Below are 23,686 nucleotides of genomic sequence, written 5' to 3' on the forward strand. Positions count from 1 at the left end.
GGAACACGGACAGATCATGATGGACCTCGCTACGCTTCCCTCGCTTACCCCGTTCCTGCCGGAGCTGATCCTCGCGGTCGGCGCCCTGGTTCTGCTGATGATCGGCGCCTTCGGCGGCGAGCGGGCAACCCCGCTCGTCACCACGCTCGCCGTGCTGCTGATCGCGGTGGCCGGTCTGGTGCTGCTCTTCAAGGCCGAGGACGGCGTGACCTTTGGTGGCGCCTTCGTGCTCGATCCGTTCGCGCGCTTCATGAAGGTGCTAGCGCTGATCGGTTCCGGCTTCGCGATCGTGATGTCGGTCAACTATGTGAAGCGGGAGAAGATCGCCCGCTTCGAGTATCCGGTGCTGATCCTGCTTGCCACGCTCGGCATGCTGATGATGATCTCGGCCAACGACCTGATCGCCGTCTATCTCGGCCTCGAGCTGCAGTCGCTCGCGCTCTATGTCGTGGCTGCCAGCAACCGCGACTCCGTCAAGTCGACGGAAGCGGGCATGAAGTATTTCGTCCTCGGCGCGCTGTCGTCGGGCATGCTGCTCTACGGCATGTCGCTGATCTACGGCTTCACCGGCCACACGCAGTTCCAGGGCATCGCCACGACGCTCTCGAATGGCCCGATTGCCATCGGCGTTGTCTTCGGACTGGTGTTCGTGATCGCCGGCGTGGCGTTCAAGGTCTCGGCCGTTCCGTTCCACATGTGGACGCCCGACGTCTATGAAGGCGCGCCGACGCCGGTGACCGCCTTCTTCGCGGCTGCCCCGAAGGCCGCCGCCATGGCCCTGTTCGTGCGCGTCCTGTTCGGCTCGCTCGGCCCGGCCGCGGCCGACTGGCAGCAGGTCGTCACCTTCATCGCCGTCGCCTCGATGATCCTCGGCGCGTTCGCCGCCATCGGCCAGCGCAACATCAAGCGCCTGATGGCCTATTCGTCGATCGGCCATATGGGCTTCGCGCTCGTCGGCCTCGCAGCTGGCAATGAGGCGGGCGTGCAGGGCGTCGTCCTCTACATGGCGATCTACATCGCCATGACGCTGGGCGCCTTCGCCGTCATCCTGTTCATGCGCCGAAAGGGCCAGATGGTCGAGGAGATCAGCGATCTCGCCGGCCTGTCGCGCTCGCATCCGGTTGTCGCGTTCATCTTCGCCATGGTCCTGTTCTCGCTGGCGGGCATTCCGCCGCTCGCGGGCTTCTTCGCGAAGTGGTACGTCTTCCTGGCGGCGATCGAGGCCAAGCTCTACGTGCTGGCCGTGATCGGCGTGCTGTCGAGCGTCGTGGGCGCCTTCTACTATCTGCGCATCATCAAGATCATGTATTTCGATGAGCCGGCCGGCGCCTTCGAGCCGATGACGGGCGAACTCCGCTTCGTGCTGGGTCTCTCCGGCATCTTCGTCATCCTCTACGTCGTCTTCGCCGGGCCGATCGGCCAGGCGGCGAGCGTCGCGGCAAAGACCTTCTTCTGATTGATGGAGTTCAAGCTCGGCCGGGCCTCGGGCAGCAGTCACTACCGTCTCAAGTTCTTTGAGACGGCCGGTTCGACCAATGCCGAGGCCCTGGCGGCCGCGCGCGCCGGGGATCCCGGCGGCTGCTGGTTCGTGACGGCGCAGCAGACCGAGGGCAGGGGGCGCCGGGGGCGCGCATGGGCGATGCCCGTGGGCAATCTTGCCGCCAGCCTTCTCGTCGTCGTTCCCAACAATCCCGCCGTCGCGGCGACGCTCGGCTTTGCCGCCGGGCTCGCGCTCGACGAGGCGATCCGCGCCGTGGCGCCCGGTCTGGTTCACCGGGTAGGTCTCGACGGCGTCGGTGCCGCCGGGCGGCGTGACCGCCTGCGGCTGAAATGGCCGAATGACGTCCTGCTCGACGGCGGCAAGCTCGCCGGCATCCTGCTCGAGGCGGAGCCTCTGGCCGATGGCCGTCTCGCGGTCGTGATCGGCATCGGCGTCAATGTCGCGGCGGCCCCGGAAGGCTTGCCCTATCCTGTGAGCTCGCTGGCAACGCTCGGCGTTGGCGTTGACGCGCCACGCCTGTTCGAGGCCTTGTCGGATTCTTGGGCGAGCGTCGCGCGAGTGTGGAATGATGGACGCGGCTTTGAGTCGATCCGGCGGCTCTGGCTCGAGCGGGCTGCCGGCCTCGGCGAGGTGGTGACCGTCCGGGTGGGAGAGGAAGTCAGTTCCGGCGTCTTCGAGACGATCGACGAGGAGGGCAGGCTCGTCATCCGATCGCCGCAGGGTTTGGTACGGACCGTCGCCGCCGGCGAGGTCCATTTCGGTGCAGCAGCGACGTCGAGGCAATGAGCGCAAGAAAAGCAGCTATGGACGACTTCGTCTTTCTGCCCCTGGGTGGCGTTGGCGAGATTGGCATGAATCTCGCCCTTTATGGTTATGGGCCGTCCAACCGGCGGCGCTGGCTGGCGATCGATTTCGGCATCAGCTTCGCGGGCCCCGATCTTCCGGGCGTCGATCTCGTGCTTCCGGATATCCGCTATCTCGAGGAAGAGCGCGACTTCATCGAGGCGATCGTCATCACGCATGCGCATGAGGACCATTTCGGCGCCTTGCTCGATCTCTGGCCGCGCCTGCGCGTGCCGGTCTATGCCTCGGCGTTCACGGCCGGCCTGCTCCAGGCCAAGCGCGCGGCCCAGCCCGGCGCGCCCGAGATCCCGATCACCATCGTCTCGCCCGGCGAGCGCGTGACGATCGGCGATTTCGACGTCGAGTTCATCGCCGTGGCGCATTCGATCCTCGAGCCGATGGCGCTGGCGATCCGCACGCCGCTCGGCACCGTGGTGCACACGGGCGACTGGAAGATCGATCCGGAGCCGGTCATCGGCGCAGTGACGGACGGCGCGCGTCTGGCGGCGATCGGCGACGAGGGGGTGCTGGCGCTCGTCTGCGATTCGACCAATGCCATGCGCGACGGCCGCAGCCCGAGCGAGACGGAAGTCGGCGCTTCGCTGACGGAGATCGTCAAGGAGGCGACCGGCCGCGTCGCGTTCACGACCTTCGCGTCGAATGTCGGGCGCATCAAGTCGATCGCCCTCGCGGCGCAGGCCGCCGACCGGCAGGTGGTCATCGTCGGGCGGGCCCTTCGCCGTGCCATCGATGTGGCGACCGAGCTCGGCTACATGGAAGGCCTGCCGCCGTTCCTCGACGAGGAATCCTACGGCTATCTGCCGCGCTCCAAGGTGGTCGCGATCCTGACGGGCAGCCAGGGTGAGCCGCGCGCGGCGCTGGCGCGCGTCGCCGAGGACGAGCACAAGTTCGTCGGCCTTTCGCCGGGCGATACCGTCGTCTTCTCGGCGCGCCCGATTCCGGGCAACGAGAAGGCGATCGGCAACATCATCAACCAGCTCTGCGACCAGGGCATCGTCGTCATCACCGACCGCGACCGGCTGGTGCATGTCTCCGGCCATCCGCGCCGGGACGAGCTGGCCGAAATGTATGGCTGGGTGCGGCCCGAGATCGCGATTCCCGTGCATGGCGAGGCGATGCATCTGTGGGCCCACGCCGCCTTCGCGCGCGACATGGGCGTCAAGCAGGTCGTGTTGACCGAGAATGGCAGCATCGTGCGTCTCGCGCCGGGACCGGCGGAAGAGATCGACGATGTCCCGTTCGGCCAGCTCTACAAGGACGGCATCATCATCGCCGACGCGGAGAATGTCGGCGTGCCGGAGCGGCGCAAGCTCGCCTTTTCGGGCCATGTCGCCGTCTCGGTCGTCCTCGACGCCAAAGGCGGCGTCATGGTCGATCCCGAAATCGCGCTCACCGGCCTGCCGTTGCAGGGCGTTGCCGGCCATCCCTTCGAGGAGACGGTCATGACGGCCGTCCTCGGCACGCTGGAGAGCATTCCGCGGGCGCGCCGCCGCGACGCCGACCTGGTGCGGGAGGCGATCCGCCGCTCGGTCCGGGCGGCCGTTCGGCAGGCTTGGGGCAAAAAGCCACTTTGCACTGTGTTCGTCGCGATCGTATGACGCCCTTGCGGAGAGATTTTCCGCAAGGGAGCCATTGCGCATGATTGGACGACTGAACCATGTGGCCATCGCGGTGCGCGATCTCGACGCCGCGGCCCGGGTCTATCGCGAGACGCTCGGCGCGAGCGTCTCGGCGCCGCTCAGCCTGCCCGACCATGGCGTGGTGACGGTGTTCGTCGAACTCCCGAACACCAAGATCGAGCTGCTGGCGCCGCTCGGCTCGGATTCGCCGATCGCCCGCTTCCTGGAGCGCAATCCGGACGGCGGCATTCATCATCTGTGCTATGAGGTCGAGGACATCATCGCCGCGCGCGACCGGCTGAAGGCCGAGGGCGCCCGTGTGCTCGGTGACGGTGAGCCGAAGACCGGCGCCCATGGCAAACCCGTGCTGTTCCTGCATCCGAAGGATTTCTGCGGCACGCTGGTCGAACTCGAGGAGGCCTGAAACACCATGCCGATCTACAGCATGCTGGCGGTCTATTTCATCATCTGGTGGCTGGTCCTGTTCGTCGTCCTGCCGTTCGGCGTCCGCACCCACGCGGAAGAGGGCAATGTCGTCCTCGGCACCACGGCGAGCGCGCCGGCCAATCTCAACCTGGTCCGCAAGATGATCATCACCTCGATCATCAGCGCCGTGATCGTCTACGGGATCTGGTACGGCTATGTGAAGATGGGCTGGACCGCCGAGGCGCTGGCGCGCTTCGCGCTCTGACCGCATGAGCTGCCGGGTGAGGGTGGATCGCGTCCCCCCGGCTCGCCGGCGATAAAAAAAGGCAGGAAACCTTGCGGTTCCTGCCTTTTTCAGTTCGCGTTCCACCCCTCAAGCCGAGCTTTTCGCTCAATTGGCTTTGATCGAGCTCATTTTTTTGAACTCGGCGGCAGCAGCTCTTCAGCGCGCCAAAGGGGACTTCCTCCCAAGACTTAGACCGCGTTGCCTTTGTTTGGAGCCCCGCTTTTGCTGCGAGGTCCTTTGTTATGACCCGACGTTATCCAAAGCCCATCGGCTTGTCATCAAATTGTGCATGGGCAGCACATTTTTTTTGCGACAGCACGACTGACCTTAGTAACTTGGTCCGTGATTTGCCGCGTTGCCGCATCGATTGATGCGTCGGAAGCGGGGGCTTCGTCCATGTCGGGATTTGCCCAAGACTTGATCAGGACGTCTCGGAAGGGCGCGACAATGCCGCCGCCGCCGGGGACTTGTGTTTTCACCTGTCTATGGCTTGATGTCGGCCCACCCGACTCGCCTGGAGCCTTTTTCTGATGCGCCTTTCCCGCTCGTTCCTGCCGATCCTCCGCGAGACGCCGAAGGAAGCCGAAATCATTTCGCACCGGCTGATGCTGCGCGCCGGCCTCATCCGCCAGCAGAGCGCGGGCATCTATTCCTGGCTTCCTCTGGGGCAGCGGGTGCTGGCCAACATCCAGCGCATCGTCCGCGAGGAGCAGAACCGCGCCGGCGCCATCGAGATCCTGATGCCGACCCTGCAGTCGGCCGATCTCTGGCGCGAGAGCGGTCGCTACGACGACTACGGCAAGGAAATGCTGCGCATCGAGGACCGCCACGAGCGCGCCATGCTCTACGGCCCGACGAACGAGGAGATGGTCACCGACATCTTCCGCAGCTATGTGCGCTCCTACAAGGAGCTGCCGCTGAACCTCTACCACATCCAGTGGAAGTTCCGCGACGAGGTGCGCCCGCGCTTCGGCGTGATGCGCGGCCGCGAGTTCCTGATGAAGGATGCCTATTCCTTCGACCTCGACGAGGCCGCGGCGCGCCGCGCCTACAACCGCATGTTCGTCGCCTATCTGCGCACCTTCGACCGGCTCGGCGTCAAGGCGATCCCGATGCGCGCCGATTCCGGCCCGATCGGCGGCGATGCCACGCATGAGTTCATCGTCCTCGCCTCGACGGGCGAGAGCGCCGTCTTCCTCGACAAGGCCGCGCTCGACACTGCGATCCCCGGTGCCGACACGGATTTCGAGGGCGATCTCACGCCGATCGTGGCGGCCTGGACCGAGAAGTACGCCGCAACCGAGGAAATGCACGACAAGGCCGTTTTCGAGGCTCTGCCGGAAGAGAACCGCCTCGAGGCGCGCGGCATCGAGGTTGGCCAGGTCTTCTATTTCGGCACCAAGTATTCGGAGCCGATGGGCGCGACCGTCACCGGTCCGGACGGCGTCGAGCATCCGGTGCACATGGGCTCCTACGGCATCGGCGTGTCGCGTCTCGTGGCGGCGATCATCGAGGCCAGCCATGACGAGGCCGGCATCATCTGGCCCGAGGGCGTGGCCCCCTACAAGGTCGGCCTGATCAACCTGAAGGCCGGCGACGCGGCGACCGATCTCGCCTGCGAGGGGCTGTACGAGCGCCTTACGAATGCCGGAATCGAAGTCCTCTACGATGACGTCGAGGGCCGGGCAGGGGCGAAGTTTGCGACGATGGACCTGATCGGTCTGCCCTGGCAGCTGATCGTCGGTCCGAAGGGACTTGAGCGTGGCGAAGTCGAAATCAAGCGGCGCGCGACGGGCGAACGCGAATCCGTTAGCCTCGATGCGGCAGTGGCTAAACTACTGGGCAGCTCTTAACCCGCGGCGCGCCGCGATCGGGACAGGTATGGCTGAGCCGACCGGCACGAGACCTTTTGCGACTTTCGAGTGGATGCTGGCGGGGCGCTATCTGCGCGCCCGCCGGCGCGAGACCTTCATCTCGATCATCGCGATCTTCTCCTTCATCGGCATCATGCTGGGCGTGGCGACGCTCATCATCGTCATGGCGGTGATGAACGGCTTCCGCGGCGAGCTGATCGACAAGATCCTCGGCATCAACGGCCATGTCGTCGTGCAGCCGATCGAGACGCCGTTCACCGACTTCGCCGACGTCGCCACGCGGCTCGCCATGGTCAAGGGCGTGACGGCGGCGATCCCGCTCGTCGAGGGCCAGGTGCTCGCGTCGGGGGCCAACAACTCGACCGGCGCGCTCGTTCGCGGTGTCCGCGCCGAGGACCTGCCCAACCTGCCGAGCATCTCGAATAATGTCCGCCACGGCACGCTGGAGAATTTCGACGAGGCCGAGGGCGTCGCGATCGGAACGCGGCTTGCGACCAACATGGGCGTGTCGATCGGCGACAAGCTGACGCTCGTCTCGCCGCGCGGCAACGTCACGCCAATGGGCATGACCCCGCGCATCAAGGCCTATCCGGTCGTGGCGATCTTCGAGATCGGCATGTCGGAATATGACTCGTCCTTCGTCTTCATGCCGTTCGCCGAGGCGCAGGCCTATTTCAACCAGGACGACAAGGCCTCGGCCATTGAGGTCTACCTGGCCGATGCCGACCAGACGGGGGCGCTGCGGGAGCCGATCGAGACGGCGGCCGGGCGGCCGGTGCTGCTCACCGATTGGCGCCAGCGCAACATGACCTTCTTCTCGGCGCTCGAAGTCGAGCGCAACATGATGTTCATGATCCTGACGCTGATCGTTCTGGTCGCGGCGCTGAACATCATCTCGGGCCTCACCATGCTGGTGAAGGACAAGAGCCACGACATCGCCATCCTGCGCACCATGGGGGCGACGCGTGGCGCGATCCTGCGCGTGTTCTTCATCACCGGCGCTGCCATCGGCACGGTCGGCACAATCGTCGGCGTGCTGCTCGGTACCATCGTCTGCCTGAACATCGAATCGATCCGTCAGTTCGTGTCCTGGCTGACGCGGACCGAGGTGTTTTCGCCCGAGCTCTATTTCCTGTCGCGTCTGCCGGCCGACATGAACCCGGGCGAGACGATCTCGATCGTCATCATGGCGCTCGTGCTCAGCTATCTCGCGACGATCTATCCGGCGTGGCGGGCGGCCAAGCTCGATCCGGTCGAGGCCCTGCGATACGAATGAGCGAAACCTTGACTCAGGAGCGTCCGCGTCATCCCGTCCAGCAGAGCGTCGCGCCCGCGCTGCGCCTGCTCGCCGTCGAGCGTCACTACAAGGAGGGCTCTGGGCGGCTCAGCATCCTGACCGGCGCCAATCTTGCCGTCTATCCGGGCGAGACGGTCGCGCTCGTCGCGCCGTCCGGCGCCGGCAAGTCGACCGTGCTGCATCTGGCCGGCCTGCTCGAGGCGCCCGACGGGGGCGAGGTCGAGATCGGCGGTCAGTTGACCGGCAAGCTCGGCGACGCCGAGCGGACGGCGATCCGGCGGCTGCAGATCGGCTTCGTCTACCAGTTCCATCACCTGCTGCCCGAGTTCTCGGCGCTCGAGAACGTCATGATGCCGCAATTGATCCGCGGCCTGAACCGCAAGGAAGCGGCGCGCCGGGCGGAAGAGCTGCTCGCCTACATGAAGCTCGAACCGCGCAAGGCACACCGGCCGTCCGAGCTGTCGGGCGGCGAGCAGCAGCGCGTGGCGATCGCCCGCGCCGTCGCCAATGCGCCGCGCCTCCTGCTCGCAGACGAGCCGACCGGCAATCTCGATCCGAAGACGTCGCACTACGTCTTCGACGCGCTCGACGCACTGGTGAGGGCATCTGGCTTGGCCGCCCTGATCGTCACGCACAACATGGAACTGGCCGAGCGCATGGACCGCCGCATCACACTCGATGCTGGCAAGATCGTCGAATTCTAGCGGCCGGGCTTTTCATGCCCGAAAACGGCGTTCCCTAGAACGACCATCCGGTGAAACGCCGGAAATGAGGCGGTCGTTTCTCGAAGACCCCCGTCTGCCTTGCTAGCTTTGCTCATCCCTAGGAAACGGCGCGCCCATCGGCGGCCCATTCTGAGCAAGGAAGCACGATGCGACGCCTTCCCTTCGTCACGGCCGCGGTTTTGTTCGCGCTGGCCGCCGGCCCCGCCCATGCCGAGGCTCCCGGTTCGATCCTCAATGCCTCCTATGACGTGGCACGCGAGCTCTTCGTCGCCGTCAACGAGGCCTATGGCGCCAAGTACAACAAGGAAACCGGCAAGACGCTGGAGATCAAGCAGTCGCATGCCGGTTCGTCGAAGCAGGCGCGCTCGATCCTCGAGGGCCTCGAGGCCGACGTCGTGACGTTCAACCAGGCGACCGACATCCAGGTCCTCGCCGACAAGGGCTTCGTCGCGGCCGACTGGACGGCGAAGTTCCCCGACAACGCGTCGCCGTTCTACTCGCTGCCGGTCTTCCTCGTGCGCGCCGGCAACCCGAAGGGCATCAAGGACTGGAACGACCTCGTCCGCGACGACGTCAAGCTGGTGTTCCCGAACCCGAAGACCTCGGGCAATGCGCGCTACACCTATCTGGCCGCCACCGCCTATGCCAAGGAGGCCTTTGGCGGCGACGAGGCCAAGGCCAATGATTTTGTGAAGAAGTTCCTGTCGAACGTCGCCGTGTTCGATACCGGCGGCCGCGCCGCCACCACCACCTTCGTCGAGCGCGAGCTCGGCGACGTGCTGATCACCTTCGAGACCGAGACGCTCGGCATCCGCAAGGAATTCGGCGCCGACAAGTTCGACATCGTCGTGCCGTCGGTCAGCCTGCTCGCCGATTTCCCGGTCGCGGTCGTCGACAAGGTCGCCGACAAGCGCGGCTCGAAGGAGATCGCCACCGACTACCTGAACTTCCTCTATTCGCCCGAGGGGCAGACGATCCTCGCCGAATTCGGCAACCGCGTCCGCGACAAGGCGGTGGCGGAGAAGTTCGCCGCTTCGTTCCAGCCGGTTCGTCTCGTGACCGTCGAGGAGGAGTTCGGCGGCTGGCCGGCCGTGAACAAGAAGTACTTCGGTTCCGACGGTCTTCTCGATCAGCAGCTCGCAGGCCAGTGAGCGCCGCCGATCTCAGCGCGGCTACGGTCGAGGCCGTGCCGCGCGCCAAGCCGAATACGGGCATGAAGCGGAGCCGGGTCGTACCCGGCTTTCGCCTTTCGCTGGGTGTCACGCTGCTCTACGCGGCGCTCATCATCTGCCTGCCGCTGGCGACGCTGATCCTGGTGGGCGCGCGGCTGGGGCCGGCCGAGTATTGGGCCGTGGTCAGCTCGCCACGCGCGATCGCCAGCTACAAGCTGACGCTCGGCGCTGCTGCGCTCGCGACGGTCTTCAACGCGGTCTATGGCTTCGGCCTGGCCTGGGTGCTGGTCCGCTATGATTTTCCGGGGCGCCGTCTGCTCGACGCGATCGTCGACCTGCCGTTTGCCCTGCCGACCGCTGTCGCCGGCATCGCGCTGACGGCGATCTTCGCCAGCAATGGCTGGTTCGGCGCGCCGCTCTCGGTGCTCGGCATCAAGGTCGCCTACACGCCGATCGGCATCGCGCTCGCCATGGCCTTTACGAGCCTGCCCTTCGTCGTGCGCACCCTGCAGCCCGTGCTGGAGGAGCTCGACGGCGAGATCGAGGAGGCGGCGCGGACGCTCGGGGCCGGCAATGTCACGGTGTTCTTCCGCGTCGTGCTGCCGATCCTGGTTCCGGCCCTGCTCGCCGGCGTGTCGCTGGCCTTCGCCCGCAGCCTGGGCGAGTTCGGCGCCGTCATCTTCATCGCCGGCAACCAGCCCTACCAGACCGAGATCACTGCCTTGCTCGCCTTCATCCGCATCGAGGAATACGACTATCCGGCCGCCGCCGCGATCGCGACCGTGATGCTCGGCACCGCCTTCGTGCTGCTCGTCGTCACCAACGCCCTGCAGGCCTATGCCCGCCGGCACGAGCTGACGCCATGAGCGCGGCGGGTCTTCCTCGCGGCGCGTCGTCCGGCTGGTCGCGCCATGTGCTGCTCGGCAGCGTGCTGTTGGTGACGGCGATCGTGATCGGCGCGCCGGTGCTTGCCGTCTTCGTGCAGGCGCTGTCGCAGGGGCTCGGCTACGCGCTCGCCTCGCTCGCCCATCCGGATACGCGGGCGGCGATCCTCCTGAGCGTGACCGTGGCGCTCGTCGTCGTGCCGATCAACACGCTGTTCGGAATCGCGGCCGCCTGGTCGATCGCCAAGTTCCGCTTTCCCGGCCGCAAGCTGCTGCTCGCGATCGTCGAGCTGCCGTTCTCGGTCTCGCCGATCGTCGCCGGTATCTCGTATCTGTTCGTCTATGGCGGGCAGGGGCTGTTCGGGCCGTTCCTGGAGGCGCACGACCTCAAGATCATGTTCGCCCTGCCGGGCATCATCCTGGCGACCACCTTCGTGACCGCGCCCTTCGTCGCGCGCGAGCTGCTGCCGCTGATGCAGCTGCAGGGCAACAGCGACGAGGAGGTCGCGGCGACGCTGGGGGCGAACGGGTGGCAGACCTTCTTCCGCGTCACGCTGCCCAACATCCGCTGGGGCCTGCTTTACGGCGTGGTGCTGTGCAATGCACGCGTGCTGGGCGAGTTCGGTGCGGTCTCGATCGTCTCGGGGAATATCCGCGGCGAGACCAACACGCTGCCGCTGCATGTCGAGCTGCTCTACCACGACTACAACGCCGCCGGCGCGTTCGCCGCGGCGGCGGTGCTGACCGTCGTGGCCCTGGTGACGCTTCTGGTGAAGACGCTGCTGGAACGCGTCTCGGGGCAGGCCGGCGCGCGGCGCGGCCACTGAGCCTCAGCAGAGGCTGAGGCGGGCGAGTTCGCTGGGACGGCGCAGCAAGACGTGGCGGGACGTCTCGAGGCAGATCGTGCCGGCCGATTCGAGCTGGGTCATGGTGCGGGACACCGTCTCGATCGTCAGGCCGAGATAGTCGGCGATGTCCTGCCGCGACATCGGCAGCTCGACCTCGGCGTCGCAGCCCTGCCGTTCGGCCATCTCCTGCAGGAAGGAACCGATCTTCTCGAGCGCCGTCTTGCGGCCGAGAAGCAGCGCGTGACGCTGGCTGGCGTCCAGGCCCTTTGCCGTCACTTCCCACAGGGTGCGGGCGATCGCCGGATCCTGGCCGGCGGCGGTGAAGGCGGCATTGCGATTGATCAGGCGCAGCGTGACGTCGGTGATCGCCTCGGCGGCATAGCCGTGGGTGGCGCGGGCCTCGAGGCCGAAATAGTCGCCCGCCATGGCGAAGGCGCCGATCTGCCGCCGGCCGTCGCTGAGCAGCTTGCAGCTGCGCACCGTTCCCTCGACGACCTGATAGATGTACTCGGCCGGATCTTCCTCGGCGACGATCTCGGTGCCGCGGGCATAGTGGAGCACGACGCCGGCGAGGCCGCTAACGTCCGGCGCCGCGAAGCGGTGCGCCGCGGGAATGACCTGCGCCGTGCGGCGCGGCGATTCCGGAACATAGTTGCGCGCGGTTGCCACGGACATCTGCATCTCGTCACCTTTGGATTCGATCGGTGTTGTCCATCGAGTAGGATGCGGCAGGTCGCGAAGAAATTCAGATGATGTACCTAAGGGGTTTCACTGAGGTGCGTCGGCCGGAGACGAGGGGTAATTGGGTGGTTTGCCGTGACACGATGATCGAGACCGGAGCCGAACGAGGACGATGCTGGAGGCTGGCGGCCCGGTCATGAATTTCCTGTCCCGCCAGGACGGTGGCGCGCGCCGGGTCCTGTTTGCCTCGTTCCTCGTCGCGGTCCTGATCGGCCTCGCATCCTTCCTGTCGATGCAGCCGATCTTCCAGACCCATGCGACCTTCCTGCTTTATATCCCCGCGCTGATCGTCGCCGCCGGCATCGGCGGGCTCTGGCCCGGCCTCATCGCGACGCTGATCAGCCTCGTGTTGGGCTCTTTCATCTATGCCGGGGCCAGTGGCCTCGATGCGCCCCGTTTCTGGAGCGGCGCCGCGTTTGCGGTGATCGGGGCGAGCCTCGCCGTGCTCGGGGAGTGGCTGCTCAGGGTGCGGCGCCAGCTTGCGACGGCGGCCCTGGACCTGAGCTATCGCGAGGCGCATCTGCGCTCGATCCTGGACACGATCCCGGACGCGATGATCGTGATCGACGAGGCCGGCAGCGTCCAGTCGTTCAGCGCCGCGGCGCAGCGCATGTTCGGCTATGCGGCCGAGGAAATCGTCGGGCACAACGTCAAGCGGCTGATGCCGTCCTCCTACCGCGAGAACCATGACGGCTATCTGGCGCGCTATCGCCAGACGGGCGAACGCCGGATCATCGGCATCGGCCGCATCGTCGTCGGCGAGCGCAAGGACGGCTCGACCTTCCCGATGGAACTCGCCGTCGGCGAGATGCGCTCCGGCGAGCAGCGTTATTTCACCGGCTTCGTCCGCGATCTGTCGCAGCGGCAGGAGACGGAGGCGCGGCTGCAGGAATTGCAGGCCGAGCTGGTGCATATCTCGCGGGTGACCGCGATGGGCGAGATCGCGTCGACCCTGGCGCATGAGCTGAACCAGCCGCTCTCGGCCGTCGCCAACTATCTGCGGGGCTCCCGTCGATTGCTCGAGACCGGTTCCGCCGACAACATTCCGAAGGTGAAGGCGGCGCTCGACAGCGCGGCCGAGCAGGCGCTGCGGGCGGGCGAGATCATCCGTCGCCTGCGCGATTTCCTGGCGCGGGGCGAAACCGAGAAGCGAGTGGAGAGCCTGGCGCGACTGCTGGAGGAGGCGAGCGCGCTGGCGCTCGTCGGCGCCAAGGAGAAGGGGCTCCGTATCCGCTTCCAGCTCGATCCGGAGACCGATCTCCTGTTCGGTGACCGTGTCCAGATCCAGCAGGTGCTGGTCAATCTGATGCGCAACGCCATTGATGCGATGGATGAGGGCGGCGGCAAGGATTTGACGATTTCCAGCGAGCCCGAATCGCGCGACATGATCCGCATCAAGGTCTCGGACAGGGGCACGGGCATCGCACCGGACGTGATGGCGCGGCTGTTCCAGCCCTTCGTGACGACGAAGCAGACTGGCATGGGCGTGGGCCTGTCGATCTGCCGGACGATCATCGAGGCGCATGGCGGCCGCATCTGGGCCGAGGCCAATCCGGGGGGCGGCACGATCTTCAACTTCACCGTGCCTGCCGCCCGCATCGAGGAGACCGAGCGTGTCAGCTGAAGCCATGGTCCAGCCAGCTATCGTCCATGTCATCGACGATGACGACGCGGTTCGGGATTCACTCGCCTTCCTGTTCGAGAGCGCCGACCTAGCCGTCGCCACGCATGCCTCCGCCGTGGCGTTCCTGGCCGAGGCGCCGGGGCTCGCCGGCGGTTGCGTGGTTACCGATGTCCGCATGCCGGAGATGAACGGCATCGAGCTGCTGAAGCGGTTGCGCGAGATCGGCGTGACGCTTCCGGTGATCGTCATCACCGGGCACGCCGACATCGCGCTCGCCGTCGAAGCGATGAAGAGCGGCGCCATCGACTTCATGGAAAAGCCCTTCGACGATGAGGTCATGCTGCGGGCCGTGAAGTCGGCTCTGGTGCGGCATGGCAAGGCGGTCGAGGAGGGGCAGGAACGGGCCGGCATCCGGCAGCGCCTCGCGACGCTTTCCAATCGGGAGCAGCAGGTGCTCGAGGGGCTCGTCGCCGGCCATGCCAACAAGCGCATCGCGCATGAACTCGACATCAGCCCGCGCACGGTCGAGATCTATCGCGCGCATGTGATGACCAAGATGGAGGCGGCCAGCCTGTCGGAACTGGTTCGCATGGCGCTCGTGGTCGGCGTGACGGGGTCGGTAGCGACGACGGACTGACGCTTGTCCTTGCGCTGGATCAATGCCGGCAAAATGCCGCTGGCCCACAGTGCGGGCAGTCCATTGCGAATCCGTCGAGCGATGTCCGTCTCCGCAGCATCCGATCCTGGCCTGGGGCCCATTTTCATCGTCGACGGCGACGGCGCCCTTCGCCGTTCGCTGCAGTTCGCGCTCGACATCGACGGCTACCGCGTCGAGACCTGGGCCGACGCGGAGGATTTCCTCGCCGCCGTTGGAGCACCTGCCGCGGATGCTTGCCTGGTCGTCGAGCATCATCTGCCGGGCATGAACGGCATGGAGCTCATCGAGGCCTTGAAGCGGGCGGGCTCGACGACGCCGGCGATCCTGATCGTCACCAACCCGTCGCCGGGACTGGCGCGGCGCGCCGAAGAAGCAGGGGTCGCCCTGGTCGAGAAGCCGCTTCTCGGCACCGCCCTGCTCGACCAGATCCGCGCGGCGCTGGCTCGCGGTCCGGAATAGATGCACTGAGCCGCTGCGTTCCTGCGTCCTGACACATCCGAATCGGGTTGCGCGTGCTACGACGCTGTTTCCATGCGTTGTGAAGAGGCCGAGCAGTCCGATGAGCGATTCGACGAGTGAGCGCGGGCGCAGCCCGGTTCCGACCATGATCGGCATTTGCGCGGTCACCCTGGTCATTGTCGGCATGTACTGGGCGCAGAACGTCTTCGCGCCACTGACCTTCGCCTTGCTCATCATCGCCATGCTGTGGCCGTTCCAGAAGGGGCTGCAGCGATACATGCCGCAGCTGGTGGCGCTGCTCCTCAGCCTGACCGTCACCATCGTGGTGATGGTGCTGTTCTCGTCGCTGCTCGCCTGGAGCCTGAGCCGGGTCGGCCGCTATGCGTTGAGCGACACCGCCCGGTTCCAGACCATGTATGGCGAACTCGCCGCCTGGCTCGAGGGCAGGGGCATCGTTGTTTCCGGGCTCTGGGAGCAGCATTTCAACGCCGGCTGGGTGATCCGCATCGTCCAGCATGTGAGCGGCCGCCTCAACACGACGCTGACCTTCCTGCTGGTGGTGCTGATCTATGTCATGCTCGGACTGCTCGAGATCAGCGACATGGGGCGCAAGCTCGCCCGCTTCCGGCCCGGCAGCGTCGGCCAGGCGTTCCTGACCGGCAGCGGCGAGACCGCCGCCAAGCTGCGCCGCTACATGTGGGTGCGGACGCTGATGAGCATCATGACCGGCGTGCTGGTCTGGGGGCTGACCTATGGCGCCGGCCTCAGCCTGTCGGCCGAATGGGGCGTCATCGCCTTCGCGCTCAACTACATCCCGGTGATCGGGCCGCTGTTTGCCACGGTTCTGCCGACGCTGTTCGCCATCGCCCAGTTCGAGACCTGGCAGGCGGCGATCCTCGTCTTCGTCTGCCTGAACCTGATCCAGTTCCTAGTCGGCAGCTATCTGGAGCCGCGCATCGCCGGCAACGCGCTGTCGCTTTCGCCGGTCATGGTGCTGTTCGCGGTCTTCTTCGGCACGTTCCTGTGGGGGATCGCCGGCGCGTTCATCGGCGTGCCGATCGTCATCGCCATCGTCACCATCTGCTCGCATCACGAGTCGAGCCGCTGGATCGCCGACGTTCTCGGTGTCGGGCCCGAGGCCGAGAAGGGCTGAGTGGCCCGGGTTGACGCGGTAACCTCTCGTTAGCGTCGCGTCACCCCTCGCGCGTCAGGCCGGCTCCGTGGCGGCGACGTCGATCCGCTCCGGCGTCGCCAGTGTCAGGATCCCGCCGTCGACGTGCAGCGTATGCACGTAGAAATAGCTCGGCGCGGCGTTGGTCCCCTCCATGACGGGCGAGGGCGCCGAGACGATCGGCAGCCCGCCACTCTCGCCGATCCAGTCGACATGGCGATGACCGTGCATGACCACGGCGCGGCCGGCGAAGCGGGCGAGGCGGCGCATGAACCAGCTGCCATTGACGAGCGCCGTGCCGATCCGCTCCGACAGCGCCTTCGCGGGCTGCGGGTATTCGACCACGTGGTGGTGTAGCGCGATGATCCAGCTGGCGTCCGGATAGAGCGCCTTGGCGGCGTCCATGGCGCGCGCCTGTTCCAGCGAGACCATGCCGAGGGCGTTGGTGAAGGAGAAATGGGTGTCGGCGTTCGAGTCGAGCACGAGCACGCCGATGCCGTTCGGCGTGGCCGGCGGCAGCACCAGCGGGAAGGCGGTCGCCCAGAGTGTCGACACGGCGGTGCCGGCGCTGCGGGTGCCGCGGTCGGCGAAGGTTTCGATCTCGTCCCGGCGGGCATCCATCGCGGCGGCGAGGGTGGGGCCCAGCTCGCGGCGGTCGCGGTCGACGACGCGGTAGCGGTCGCCCTGAAGCGCCGCCATGGCGGACAGCGTCCGCAGCTGCCGGAGGCGCTTGTTGGGGCTCATCGGCAGGTCCATCCGCGCCGGGTTGGTGCGGTCGACGACATTCACGTCGTGATTGCCGGGAAGCAGCGTCACCAGCGGCGCGAGCTCGGGCCAGGGCGCCAGCGCGTCGAGGAACTCGGCCCATTCGGTGGCGAGGCCGGCGTCGGTCATGTCGCCGGTGATCAGGATCGCGTCGAGCGGCTCGGCGGCGTGGAGGCGGGCGATCTCGGCGAGCGTCGCCGCGAATTTCACATTGCCGCGCGGGCCGATGCGGCCGCTCTCGATCCGGAAACCGTAGCGCTCGCCGACCGTGTGGATGTCGGAGAGATGGACGACGCGATAGCGCGGCCTGCCAGGCGGCACCGGGCGGAGGCCGGTGTAGCCGCGCGGCTGCGGCATGGTGGCGTCGGCGATGCCCCAGGCGAGCGCCGCGACGGCCAGATAGAGCGCGAGCAGCACGACGGCATTGGCGAGCGCGACGCCGACGAGACGGCGGGGATCGGCGAGGTCGGCGAGCGTGCCGATCCAGCGCGTCGATGGCCAGACCAGCGCCGCGACGCCGAGCGCCAGCACGCAGACGAAGATGCCGGCGATCGCCGCGGTGGTCGCGCGGGCGGCGGCCACCCGCTCCGGCCGGGCGTTGAGCTTCGCGAGCATGCGGTGCTCGGTCAGGTGGCGGAGCGACTCGCGGCAGAGCGCGTAGAGCGGCTGCACGGCGACGGCGTTCAGCGACCAGAAGCTGCTCTCCAGCGCCCGGAAGGCCCGCCTGCCGCCGAACCAGGCGACGAGGCCGAGGATGACGAGGAAGAGGACGGGCGCGATGCCGCTATAGAGGATCGCGGCCTGACGCGACGCGATCCGGACCCAGATCGAGATGAAGACCGGCGCCAGTCCGAAGATCAGCGCCGGCAGGCCCATCAGCAGCGTCCAGGCGATGATCAGCTTGATCGGACTGATCTCGGCCAGCAACGAGCCGGCGATCGCGACGAGCGACCGCTGCTTGGTGCTTGACGCGTCGTCTTCGATGTCGCCCTTGCGGGGATCGACGAGGAGTTTCATGGGCATTTCCGGCGCAAGGGCGGCGTTGGGGCGGCTTAGCTGGTGCTGCCGGGGGCGGGCTGGGCCTGCGACGCGGCATCGCCTGCCGGCGCCGTCGATGCCGGCGAGCCCGACTGGTCGGCCAGCGCGGCGCGCAGCGCCTGCTCCTGATCGTCGGTCAGCGAGGTGCGCATCAGCGTGCCGCCGACACCGCGCAGGTCCGCCAGCACCTTGTCGGTGGTCATCTTGCGGATCAGCAGGAACAGGCCGGCATTGCCCGGCGCCAGCGCCTCGGCCGCGTCCTTCATGAACTGGTCGTTGATGCCGACATCGGTCAGCTTGCCGCCGAGCGCGCCGGAAGCGGCACCGATCGCCGTGCCGACCAGCGGCATCAGGAAGATGAAGCCGACCAGCGTGCCCCAGAAGGCGCCGGAGACGGCGCCGGCCGCCGTCGTGTTCACCAGCTGGTTGAGCTTGATGCGGCCCTTGTCGTCACGAACCGCGACGACCGCGTCGGCGAGCTCGATCAGATATTCCTTCTGCATTTCCAGGACGCGGTCCCGGACCTCCTCGGCCTTCTGCTCGGAAGGGAAGGCAATGAATACGAGGTCGCTCATCGATCAACTCCATCGTTCGGGACGATTTGCACGCACCGCCGGACCCGCCGGCGGTCATGGATGCCGACGCGCCGGTTCCGGCTGGCGTGGCTACCATATCGCGACACGCGAAGATTGCGAGCGTGTGAAACCGGAATACGCCGCGCACTGGTGTCGCACGAGCGCGACAGCGTGTGGTTGAAACAGGCCGCCGATGGCGACCCATGGCCCGGAATCTCCAGCTTCCGGACCGACGGGCCCGACGCCAGAAAATGGTCGGATTCCCGAGGGACTTGACGCCGAGAACAAAACATGAACAAATGCCGATATCGACAGTCTGAAAAGGAGATAGCCATGACCGCCTATATCCGTGACGCTGCCGCGCTCGGCGCCCTGATGCTCTTCATCGCGATGGTCAGCCTGTGGTCGGACCTGCTGGTCGCGATCGTCTGATGCTCTCAGCGGGGGAAAGGCGGTCCGGCGATGGACAGGCAGGGCGGTCTCGCCCTAAATCGGGCGGAAGAGGATCGCCTGATGAGTCAAATCGCCCGGAACGTCGGATTCGTTCACCTTAGGGTCCACTCCGCCTATTCGCTGCTCGAGGGTGCTCTGCCCTTGAAGTCGCTGATCAAGCTCGCGGCGGCGGACAAGATGCCGGCGCTGGGGCTGACGGACACGGGCAATCTGTTCGGGGCGCTCGAGTTCTCGGAGAAGACGGTCGAGACCGGCATCCAGCCGATTGTCGGCTGCCAGCTCTCCGTGCTGTTCGACGACGGCTTCGAGCCGTCGCGCCGGCCGGTCGTCGGCCAGAAGAACCTTTCCGATCTCGTGATGATCGCCTCGAACGAGGCGGGCTACTGGAATCTGGTCCGCCTGGTTTCCCGGGCCTTCATGGAGACGGATGCGGGCGACAAGCCGCATATCCGCTTCGACGACATTTCCGAGAATCACGAGGGCCTGATCGTGCTCTCGGGCGGCGGCGCCGGTCCGCTCGACCAGGCGATCCGGGCCGGGCAGGGCGGCTTCGCCGAGCAGCGGCTGGAGCGCATGGCCGCGCTCTTCGACAATCGCCTCTATATCGAGCTGCAGCGCCATCACCTGGTGGAGGAACAGCGGGCCGAGCCCGAGCTGGTCGACTTGGCCTATCGGCATGGTCTGCCGCTGGTGGCGACCAACGAGGCCTTCTTCCCGAAGCGCGGCGACTACGAGGCGCATGACGCGCTCGTCGCGATCGCCGAGGGATCCGTCGTCGCCGACGACAAGCGCCGGCGCCTGACGCCGGAACATTATTTCAAGTCGCGCGCCGAGATGGTCGAGCTGTTCGCCGACCTGCCGGAGGCGACCGACAATTCGGTCGAGATCGCGCTGCGCTGTTCCTACCGGCCGTTGAAGCGCAAGCCGATCCTGCCGCGTTTCGCCGGCGCCGACGCCGAGCCGGAGGCTGCCGAGAAGGCCGAGGTCGCGGCGCTGCGCGACTACGCGACCCGCGGCCTCGAGAAGCGGTTGGCCTTCCACGGCCTGGCGCCGGGCCTCGTCGAGAAGGACTATTGGGACCGGCTCGAATTCGAGCTCTCGATCATCGAGCGCATGAAGTTCCCTGGCTACTTCCTGATCGTGGCCGACTTCATCCAGTGGGCGAAGCAGCAGGATATTCCGGTCGGTCCGGGCCGTGGTTCGGGCGCGGGTTCGCTCGTCGCCTGGGCGCTGACCATCACCGACCTCGATCCGATGCGCTTCGCGCTGCTCTTCGAGCGCTTCCTCAACCCCGAGCGCGTCTCGATGCCGGACTTCGACATCGACTTCTGCCAGGACCGCCGCGGCGAGGTCATCGACTACGTCCAGAACAAGTACGGCGCGGCCCAGGTGGCGCAGATCATCACGTTTGGAACGCTGCAGGCCCGCGCCGTGCTGCGCGACGTCGGCCGCGTGCTGCAGATGCCCTATGGCCAGGTCGACCGGCTCTGCAAGATGGTGCCGCAGAATCCGGCCAATCCGGTCACGCTGGCGCAGGCGATCGAGGACGAGCCCCGCCTGCGCGAGGCGCGCGACGAGGATCCGACGGTCGCGCAACTGCTCGGCATGGCGCAGAAGCTCGAGGGCCTCTACCGCCACGCCTCGACCCACGCCGCCGGCATCGTGATCGGCGACCGCCGGCTCGACAAGCTGGTGCCGCTCTATCGCGATCCGCGCTCCACCATGCCGGTCACCCAGTTCAACATGAAGTGGGTGGAGAGCGCGGGCCTGGTGAAGTTCGACTTCCTCGGCCTGAAGACGCTGACGACGCTGTCGACGGCGGTGAAGCTGATCGCCAAGCGCGGCATCGAGGTCGATCTCGCCGCCATCCCGCTCGACGACCGGGCGAGCTACGACATGCTGACGCGCGGCGAGACGGTCGGCGTGTTCCAGCTGGAAAGCCAGGGCATGCGCAAGGCCCTGATGGGCATGCGGCCGGACCGCTTCGAGGACATCATCGCGCTCGTGGCGCTCTATCGCCCGGGCCCGATGGACAACATTCCGACCTACAACGCCCGCAAGCATGGCGAGGAAGAGCCGGACTACTATCACCCCCTGATCGAGGTCGTGCTCAAGGAGACGCACGGCGTCGTCATCTACCAGGAACAGGTGATGCAGATCGCGCAGATCCTGTCCGGCTATTCGCTCGGCGAAGCCGACATGCTGCGTCGCGCCATGGGCAAGAAGATCAAGGCGGAGATGGACGCCCAGCGCGACCGCTTCGTCGTCGGCGCCATCAAGCAGGGGCTGACCAAGGAACACGCCAACTCGATCTTCGACATGCTGGCGAAGTTCGCCGACTACGGCTTCAACAAGAGCCACGCGGCCGCCTATGCGCTCGTCGCCTACCAAACCGCCTATCTGAAGGCGAACTATCCGGTCGAGTTCCTCGCCGCGTCGATGACGCTCGACATGGGCAATACCGACAAGCTGAACGATTTCCGCCGCGAGGCGATGCGCCTCGGCATCACCGTCGAGCTGCCCTCGGTCAACCGCTCCGGCGCCGTCTTCGACGTCGAGGACGGGCGCATCCTCTATTCACTCGCCGCCGTGAAGGGCGTCGGCAGCCAGGCGGTGGAACATCTGGTCGAGAGCCGGGCGGGCCGGCCCTTCCGCGACCTCTCCGATTTCGCGTCGCGCATCAATCCGCGCATCCTGAACAAGCGGACGCTCGAGAGCCTGATCTGCGCCGGCGCGCTCGACACTCTGAATTCGAACCGCGCCCGCGTCATCGCCGGCCTCGAGCGCATCATGGCGATCGGCAACCGCGTCGTCGAAGGCACGGCGATCGGCCAGAACGACTTCTTCGGCCTCGGCGGCGGCAGCGGGCAGGGCGAGACGTTGACCCTGCCCGACGTCGATCCCTGGATGCCGTCCGAGCAGCTGCAGCGCGAGCATGCCGTCGTCGGCTTCTACCTGAGCGCCCATCCGCTCGACGAATATGCGCCGATCCTGAAGCGGATGCGCGTGCAGAGCTGGGCCGAGTTCTCCGAGGCCGTGCGCCACGGCGCCGTGGCGGGTCGTCTCGCTGGCACCGTCACCTCGCGCCAGGAGCGCAAGACGCGCACTGGCAACCGCATGGGCATCGTCCAGTTCTCCGATTCGACCGGCCAGTTCGAGGCGATCCTGTTTTCCGAGGCACTGCACGAGTTCCGCGACCGGCTCGAGCCGGGCAATTCGGTGATCGTCCAGGTCGGTGCCGAGGATCGGCCCGAGGGCATCGGCGTGCGCATCGTCACGGTGAAGCCGCTCGACCAGATGACGACCGGCATCAAGCAGCTCCGCGTCTTCCTGCGCGGCGAGGAGCCGCTGCCGAGCATCGAGCGGCAGCTGGCGAAGGGCAGGGGCGATGGCGACGTCAGCCTGGTGCTGATGCTCGACAAGGGCCAGCGCGAGGTCGAGGTGCAGCTGCCGGGCCGCTACCAGCTGTCGCCGCAGATCGCGAGCGCGCTTCGGGCGGTGAACGGCGTCGTGCAGGTCGAGCTGGTGTAGGCGGCGTTTCGCCGGGCCCGATGGGCCCCTCCGCCGTCATCCCTGCGGAAGCAGGGATCCATGCCGAAACGCGCTCGGGAGCCGCGCGGCATGCAACCCGGCGGAAGTGGATCCCGGCCCGGAGGTCGGGATGACGGGGAGCTCGGGGCAGGGTGCGAGCCCCGCACCCGTCCATCGCCGACTTGTGTTGATGCAGTGCGGCGAAACGCTTGCGCTTCCGCTTCTCCCCGCCTATAAGGCGCCCATTCCACACGTGGGGCTCGGGCTCCGGCGGCGATTTGTGAATCGTCTGACGGAACCCACCGGTGTCGCAATCGCGGCTTTCCCCACGGAGGCAGAAACCGGTAAAAGGAGATAGGGCCATGGCTCTTCCGGATTATTCGATGCGCCAGCTGCTCGAGGCGGGCGTGCATTTCGGTCACCAGAAGCATCGCTGGAACCCGAAGATGGCGCCGTACCTCTATGGCGTCCGCAACAACATCCACATCATCGACCTGGCCCAGACCGTGCCGATGCTGCACCGCGCCCTGCAGGCTGTCAGCGACACCGTCGCCGGCGGCGGCCGCGTGCTCTTCGTCGGCACCAAGCGCCAGGCTTCCGAGCCGGTCGCGACGGCTGCCAAGCGCTGCGCCCAGTACTACGTCAACTCCCGCTGGCTCGGCGGCATGCTGACCAACTGGAAGACCATCTCGAACTCGATCCAGCGTCTGCGCCACCTCGACGAGCTGCTCGGCTCCGACGTGCAGGGCCTGACCAAGAAGGAGCGTCTGACGCTGTCGCGCGAGCGCGACAAGCTCGAGAACGCCCTCGGCGGCATCAAGGACATGGGCGGCATTCCGGACCTCCTGTTCGTCATCGACACGAACAAGGAAGCCCTGGCCATCCAGGAAGCCCGTCGTCTGAACATCCCGGTCGCGGCGATCATCGATTCGAACTCCGATCCCGATGGCATCACCTACCCGATCCCCGGCAACGATGACGCCGGCCGCGCGCTGACGCTCTATGGCGACCTCGTCGCCCGCGCCGCCCTCGACGGCATCCTGCGCGCTTCGGGCCAGGCCGGTGTCGACCTCGGCGCCCAGGACGACGTCTATGACGACGCGATCCCGGCCGAGGAAGCCGGCGAGGAAGCCCCGGCTGCCTGAGCTGTCCGCGCCGTCGCCCGCGCGCCGGGC

The 23,686-nt window shown here is 66.8% G+C and carries 20 protein-coding genes; 17 read left to right on the forward strand and 3 right to left on the reverse strand.

Translation table 11 applies throughout. From position 1 onward, the window contains the following. The first annotated feature begins 16 nt into the window (after window positions 1–16). The 11 genes from nuoN (at window position 17) to cysW (ending at window position 11,475) form a co-directional block, all read left to right on the forward strand. Window positions 17–1,456, forward strand: a complete 1,440-nt coding sequence (gene nuoN, locus G539_RS0100360) for an NADH-quinone oxidoreductase subunit NuoN (RefSeq protein ID WP_029073451.1) — start codon at window positions 17–19, stop codon at window positions 1,454–1,456. A gap of 3 nt (window positions 1,457–1,459) precedes the next feature. Further along, window positions 1,460–2,287, forward strand: a complete 828-nt coding sequence (locus G539_RS0100365; protein ID WP_029073452.1) for a biotin--[acetyl-CoA-carboxylase] ligase — start codon at window positions 1,460–1,462, stop codon at window positions 2,285–2,287. Window positions 2,288–2,304: 17 nt separating this feature from the next. Continuing rightward, window positions 2,305–3,963 carry a ribonuclease J gene (locus G539_RS0100370; protein WP_029073453.1) on the forward strand — a complete coding sequence of 553 codons (1,659 nt, stop codon included), beginning with the start codon at window positions 2,305–2,307 and terminating at the stop codon, window positions 3,961–3,963. A gap of 40 nt (window positions 3,964–4,003) precedes the next feature. Continuing rightward, window positions 4,004–4,408 (forward strand): methylmalonyl-CoA epimerase, encoded by a 405-nt coding sequence (gene mce, locus G539_RS0100375; RefSeq protein WP_029073454.1) that lies wholly within the window; start codon window positions 4,004–4,006, stop codon window positions 4,406–4,408. A gap of 6 nt (window positions 4,409–4,414) precedes the next feature. Beyond that, window positions 4,415–4,675, forward strand: coding sequence for a DUF1467 family protein (locus G539_RS0100380; protein ID WP_029073455.1), 261 nt, complete (start codon window positions 4,415–4,417; stop codon window positions 4,673–4,675). Window positions 4,676–5,226: 551 nt separating this feature from the next. Then, entirely contained in the window at window positions 5,227–6,549 is a 1,323-nt protein-coding gene (proS, locus tag G539_RS0100385; protein WP_029073456.1) for a proline--tRNA ligase, read from the forward strand. 28 nt (window positions 6,550–6,577) lie between these two features. Further along, window positions 6,578–7,846, forward strand: coding sequence for a lipoprotein-releasing ABC transporter permease subunit (locus G539_RS0100390; protein WP_029073457.1), 1,269 nt, complete (start codon window positions 6,578–6,580; stop codon window positions 7,844–7,846). After that, the gene (locus G539_RS0100395; protein WP_051230933.1) at window positions 7,843–8,571 is read left to right on the forward strand and encodes an ABC transporter ATP-binding protein; all 729 of its coding nucleotides are present in this window, start codon (window positions 7,843–7,845) and stop codon (window positions 8,569–8,571) included. Before G539_RS0100390 ends, G539_RS0100395 begins: the two co-directional genes overlap by 4 nt. 167 nt (window positions 8,572–8,738) lie before the next feature. Continuing rightward, the gene (cysP, locus tag G539_RS0100400) at window positions 8,739–9,743 is read left to right on the forward strand and encodes a thiosulfate ABC transporter substrate-binding protein CysP (protein WP_029073459.1); all 1,005 of its coding nucleotides are present in this window, start codon (window positions 8,739–8,741) and stop codon (window positions 9,741–9,743) included. Between the two features lie 62 nt (window positions 9,744–9,805). Continuing rightward, complete coding sequence (gene cysT / locus G539_RS0100405) at window positions 9,806–10,630, forward strand: sulfate ABC transporter permease subunit CysT (protein ID WP_029073460.1); 825 nt, start codon at window positions 9,806–9,808, stop codon at window positions 10,628–10,630. Continuing rightward, window positions 10,627–11,475: a sulfate ABC transporter permease subunit CysW gene (cysW, locus tag G539_RS0100410; protein ID WP_029073461.1), complete on the forward strand. Its 849-nt coding sequence runs from the start codon at window positions 10,627–10,629 to the stop codon at window positions 11,473–11,475. Before cysT ends, cysW begins: the two co-directional genes overlap by 4 nt. Before the next feature lie 3 nt (window positions 11,476–11,478). On the opposite strand, the gene G539_RS0100415 is transcribed toward cysW, so the two are convergent. Beyond that, on the reverse strand, window positions 11,479–12,171 hold the full coding sequence (locus G539_RS0100415) for a helix-turn-helix domain-containing protein (RefSeq protein ID WP_245576772.1): 693 nt from the start codon (window positions 12,169–12,171) through the stop codon (window positions 11,479–11,481). Window positions 12,172–12,349: 178 nt separating this feature from the next. Here G539_RS0100415 and G539_RS0100420 point away from each other — a divergent pair, with 178 nt between their 5' ends. The 4 genes from G539_RS0100420 to G539_RS0100435 all read left to right on the forward strand — a co-directional run bounded on the left by G539_RS0100420 (window position 12,350) and on the right by G539_RS0100435 (window position 16,131). Then, window positions 12,350–13,861: a PAS domain S-box protein gene (locus tag G539_RS0100420; protein ID WP_029073463.1), complete on the forward strand. Its 1,512-nt coding sequence runs from the start codon at window positions 12,350–12,352 to the stop codon at window positions 13,859–13,861. A gap of 4 nt (window positions 13,862–13,865) precedes the next feature. Beyond that, a complete protein-coding gene (gene fixJ / locus G539_RS0100425) occupies window positions 13,866–14,498 on the forward strand; it encodes a response regulator FixJ (RefSeq protein WP_029073464.1) in 633 nt (210 codons plus the stop codon). An 81-nt stretch (window positions 14,499–14,579) separates the two neighbouring features. Beyond that, window positions 14,580–14,978: a response regulator transcription factor gene (locus tag G539_RS0100430; protein WP_035829765.1), complete on the forward strand. Its 399-nt coding sequence runs from the start codon at window positions 14,580–14,582 to the stop codon at window positions 14,976–14,978. Between the two features lie 100 nt (window positions 14,979–15,078). Further along, window positions 15,079–16,131, forward strand: a complete 1,053-nt coding sequence (locus G539_RS0100435; protein WP_084639666.1) for an AI-2E family transporter — start codon at window positions 15,079–15,081, stop codon at window positions 16,129–16,131. A gap of 54 nt (window positions 16,132–16,185) precedes the next feature. Here G539_RS0100435 and G539_RS0100440 read toward each other — a convergent pair whose 3' ends face one another. Continuing rightward, the gene (locus tag G539_RS0100440; RefSeq protein WP_029073467.1) at window positions 16,186–17,931 is read right to left on the reverse strand and encodes a metallophosphoesterase family protein; all 1,746 of its coding nucleotides are present in this window, start codon (window positions 17,929–17,931) and stop codon (window positions 16,186–16,188) included. 35 nt (window positions 17,932–17,966) lie between these two features. Beyond that, entirely contained in the window at window positions 17,967–18,527 is a 561-nt protein-coding gene (locus G539_RS0100445; protein ID WP_029073468.1) for a DUF1269 domain-containing protein, read from the reverse strand. A gap of 513 nt (window positions 18,528–19,040) precedes the next feature. On the opposite strand from G539_RS0100445, the gene dnaE reads away from it, so the two are divergent. Continuing rightward, on the forward strand, window positions 19,041–22,511 hold the full coding sequence (dnaE, locus tag G539_RS0100455) for a DNA polymerase III subunit alpha (RefSeq protein WP_029073469.1): 3,471 nt from the start codon (window positions 19,041–19,043) through the stop codon (window positions 22,509–22,511). A gap of 362 nt (window positions 22,512–22,873) precedes the next feature. Further along, window positions 22,874–23,656 (forward strand): 30S ribosomal protein S2, encoded by a 783-nt coding sequence (rpsB, locus tag G539_RS0100460; RefSeq protein ID WP_029073470.1) that lies wholly within the window; start codon window positions 22,874–22,876, stop codon window positions 23,654–23,656. Window positions 23,657–23,686: the final 30 nt, after the last annotated feature.

The sequence above is a fragment of the Kaistia adipata DSM 17808 genome (assembly GCF_000423225.1).
In the GTDB taxonomy this organism is placed as follows: Bacteria; Pseudomonadota; Alphaproteobacteria; order Rhizobiales; family Kaistiaceae; genus Kaistia; species Kaistia adipata.

Coding starts and splice junctions, on each gene's coding strand:
- nuoN (WP_029073451.1), top strand. CDS start 17: ATGATGGACCTCGCTACGCTTCCCTCGCTTACCCCGTTCCTGCCGGAG.
- G539_RS0100365 (WP_029073452.1), top strand. CDS start 1,460: ATGGAGTTCAAGCTCGGCCGGGCCTCGGGCAGCAGTCACTACCGTCTC.
- G539_RS0100370 (WP_029073453.1), top strand. CDS start 2,305: ATGGACGACTTCGTCTTTCTGCCCCTGGGTGGCGTTGGCGAGATTGGC.
- mce (WP_029073454.1), top strand. CDS start 4,004: ATGATTGGACGACTGAACCATGTGGCCATCGCGGTGCGCGATCTCGAC.
- G539_RS0100380 (WP_029073455.1), top strand. CDS start 4,415: ATGCCGATCTACAGCATGCTGGCGGTCTATTTCATCATCTGGTGGCTG.
- proS (WP_029073456.1), top strand. CDS start 5,227: ATGCGCCTTTCCCGCTCGTTCCTGCCGATCCTCCGCGAGACGCCGAAG.
- G539_RS0100390 (WP_029073457.1), top strand. CDS start 6,578: ATGGCTGAGCCGACCGGCACGAGACCTTTTGCGACTTTCGAGTGGATG.
- G539_RS0100395 (WP_051230933.1), top strand. CDS start 7,843: ATGAGCGAAACCTTGACTCAGGAGCGTCCGCGTCATCCCGTCCAGCAG.
- cysP (WP_029073459.1), top strand. CDS start 8,739: ATGCGACGCCTTCCCTTCGTCACGGCCGCGGTTTTGTTCGCGCTGGCC.
- cysT (WP_029073460.1), top strand. CDS start 9,806: ATGAAGCGGAGCCGGGTCGTACCCGGCTTTCGCCTTTCGCTGGGTGTC.
- cysW (WP_029073461.1), top strand. CDS start 10,627: ATGAGCGCGGCGGGTCTTCCTCGCGGCGCGTCGTCCGGCTGGTCGCGC.
- G539_RS0100415 (WP_245576772.1), bottom strand. CDS start 12,171: ATGTCCGTGGCAACCGCGCGCAACTATGTTCCGGAATCGCCGCGCCGC.
- G539_RS0100420 (WP_029073463.1), top strand. CDS start 12,350: ATGCTGGAGGCTGGCGGCCCGGTCATGAATTTCCTGTCCCGCCAGGAC.
- fixJ (WP_029073464.1), top strand. CDS start 13,866: ATGGTCCAGCCAGCTATCGTCCATGTCATCGACGATGACGACGCGGTT.
- G539_RS0100430 (WP_035829765.1), top strand. CDS start 14,580: ATGTCCGTCTCCGCAGCATCCGATCCTGGCCTGGGGCCCATTTTCATC.
- G539_RS0100435 (WP_084639666.1), top strand. CDS start 15,079: ATGAGCGATTCGACGAGTGAGCGCGGGCGCAGCCCGGTTCCGACCATG.
- G539_RS0100440 (WP_029073467.1), bottom strand. CDS start 17,931: ATGAAACTCCTCGTCGATCCCCGCAAGGGCGACATCGAAGACGACGCG.
- G539_RS0100445 (WP_029073468.1), bottom strand. CDS start 18,527: ATGAGCGACCTCGTATTCATTGCCTTCCCTTCCGAGCAGAAGGCCGAG.
- dnaE (WP_029073469.1), top strand. CDS start 19,041: ATGAGTCAAATCGCCCGGAACGTCGGATTCGTTCACCTTAGGGTCCAC.
- rpsB (WP_029073470.1), top strand. CDS start 22,874: ATGGCTCTTCCGGATTATTCGATGCGCCAGCTGCTCGAGGCGGGCGTG.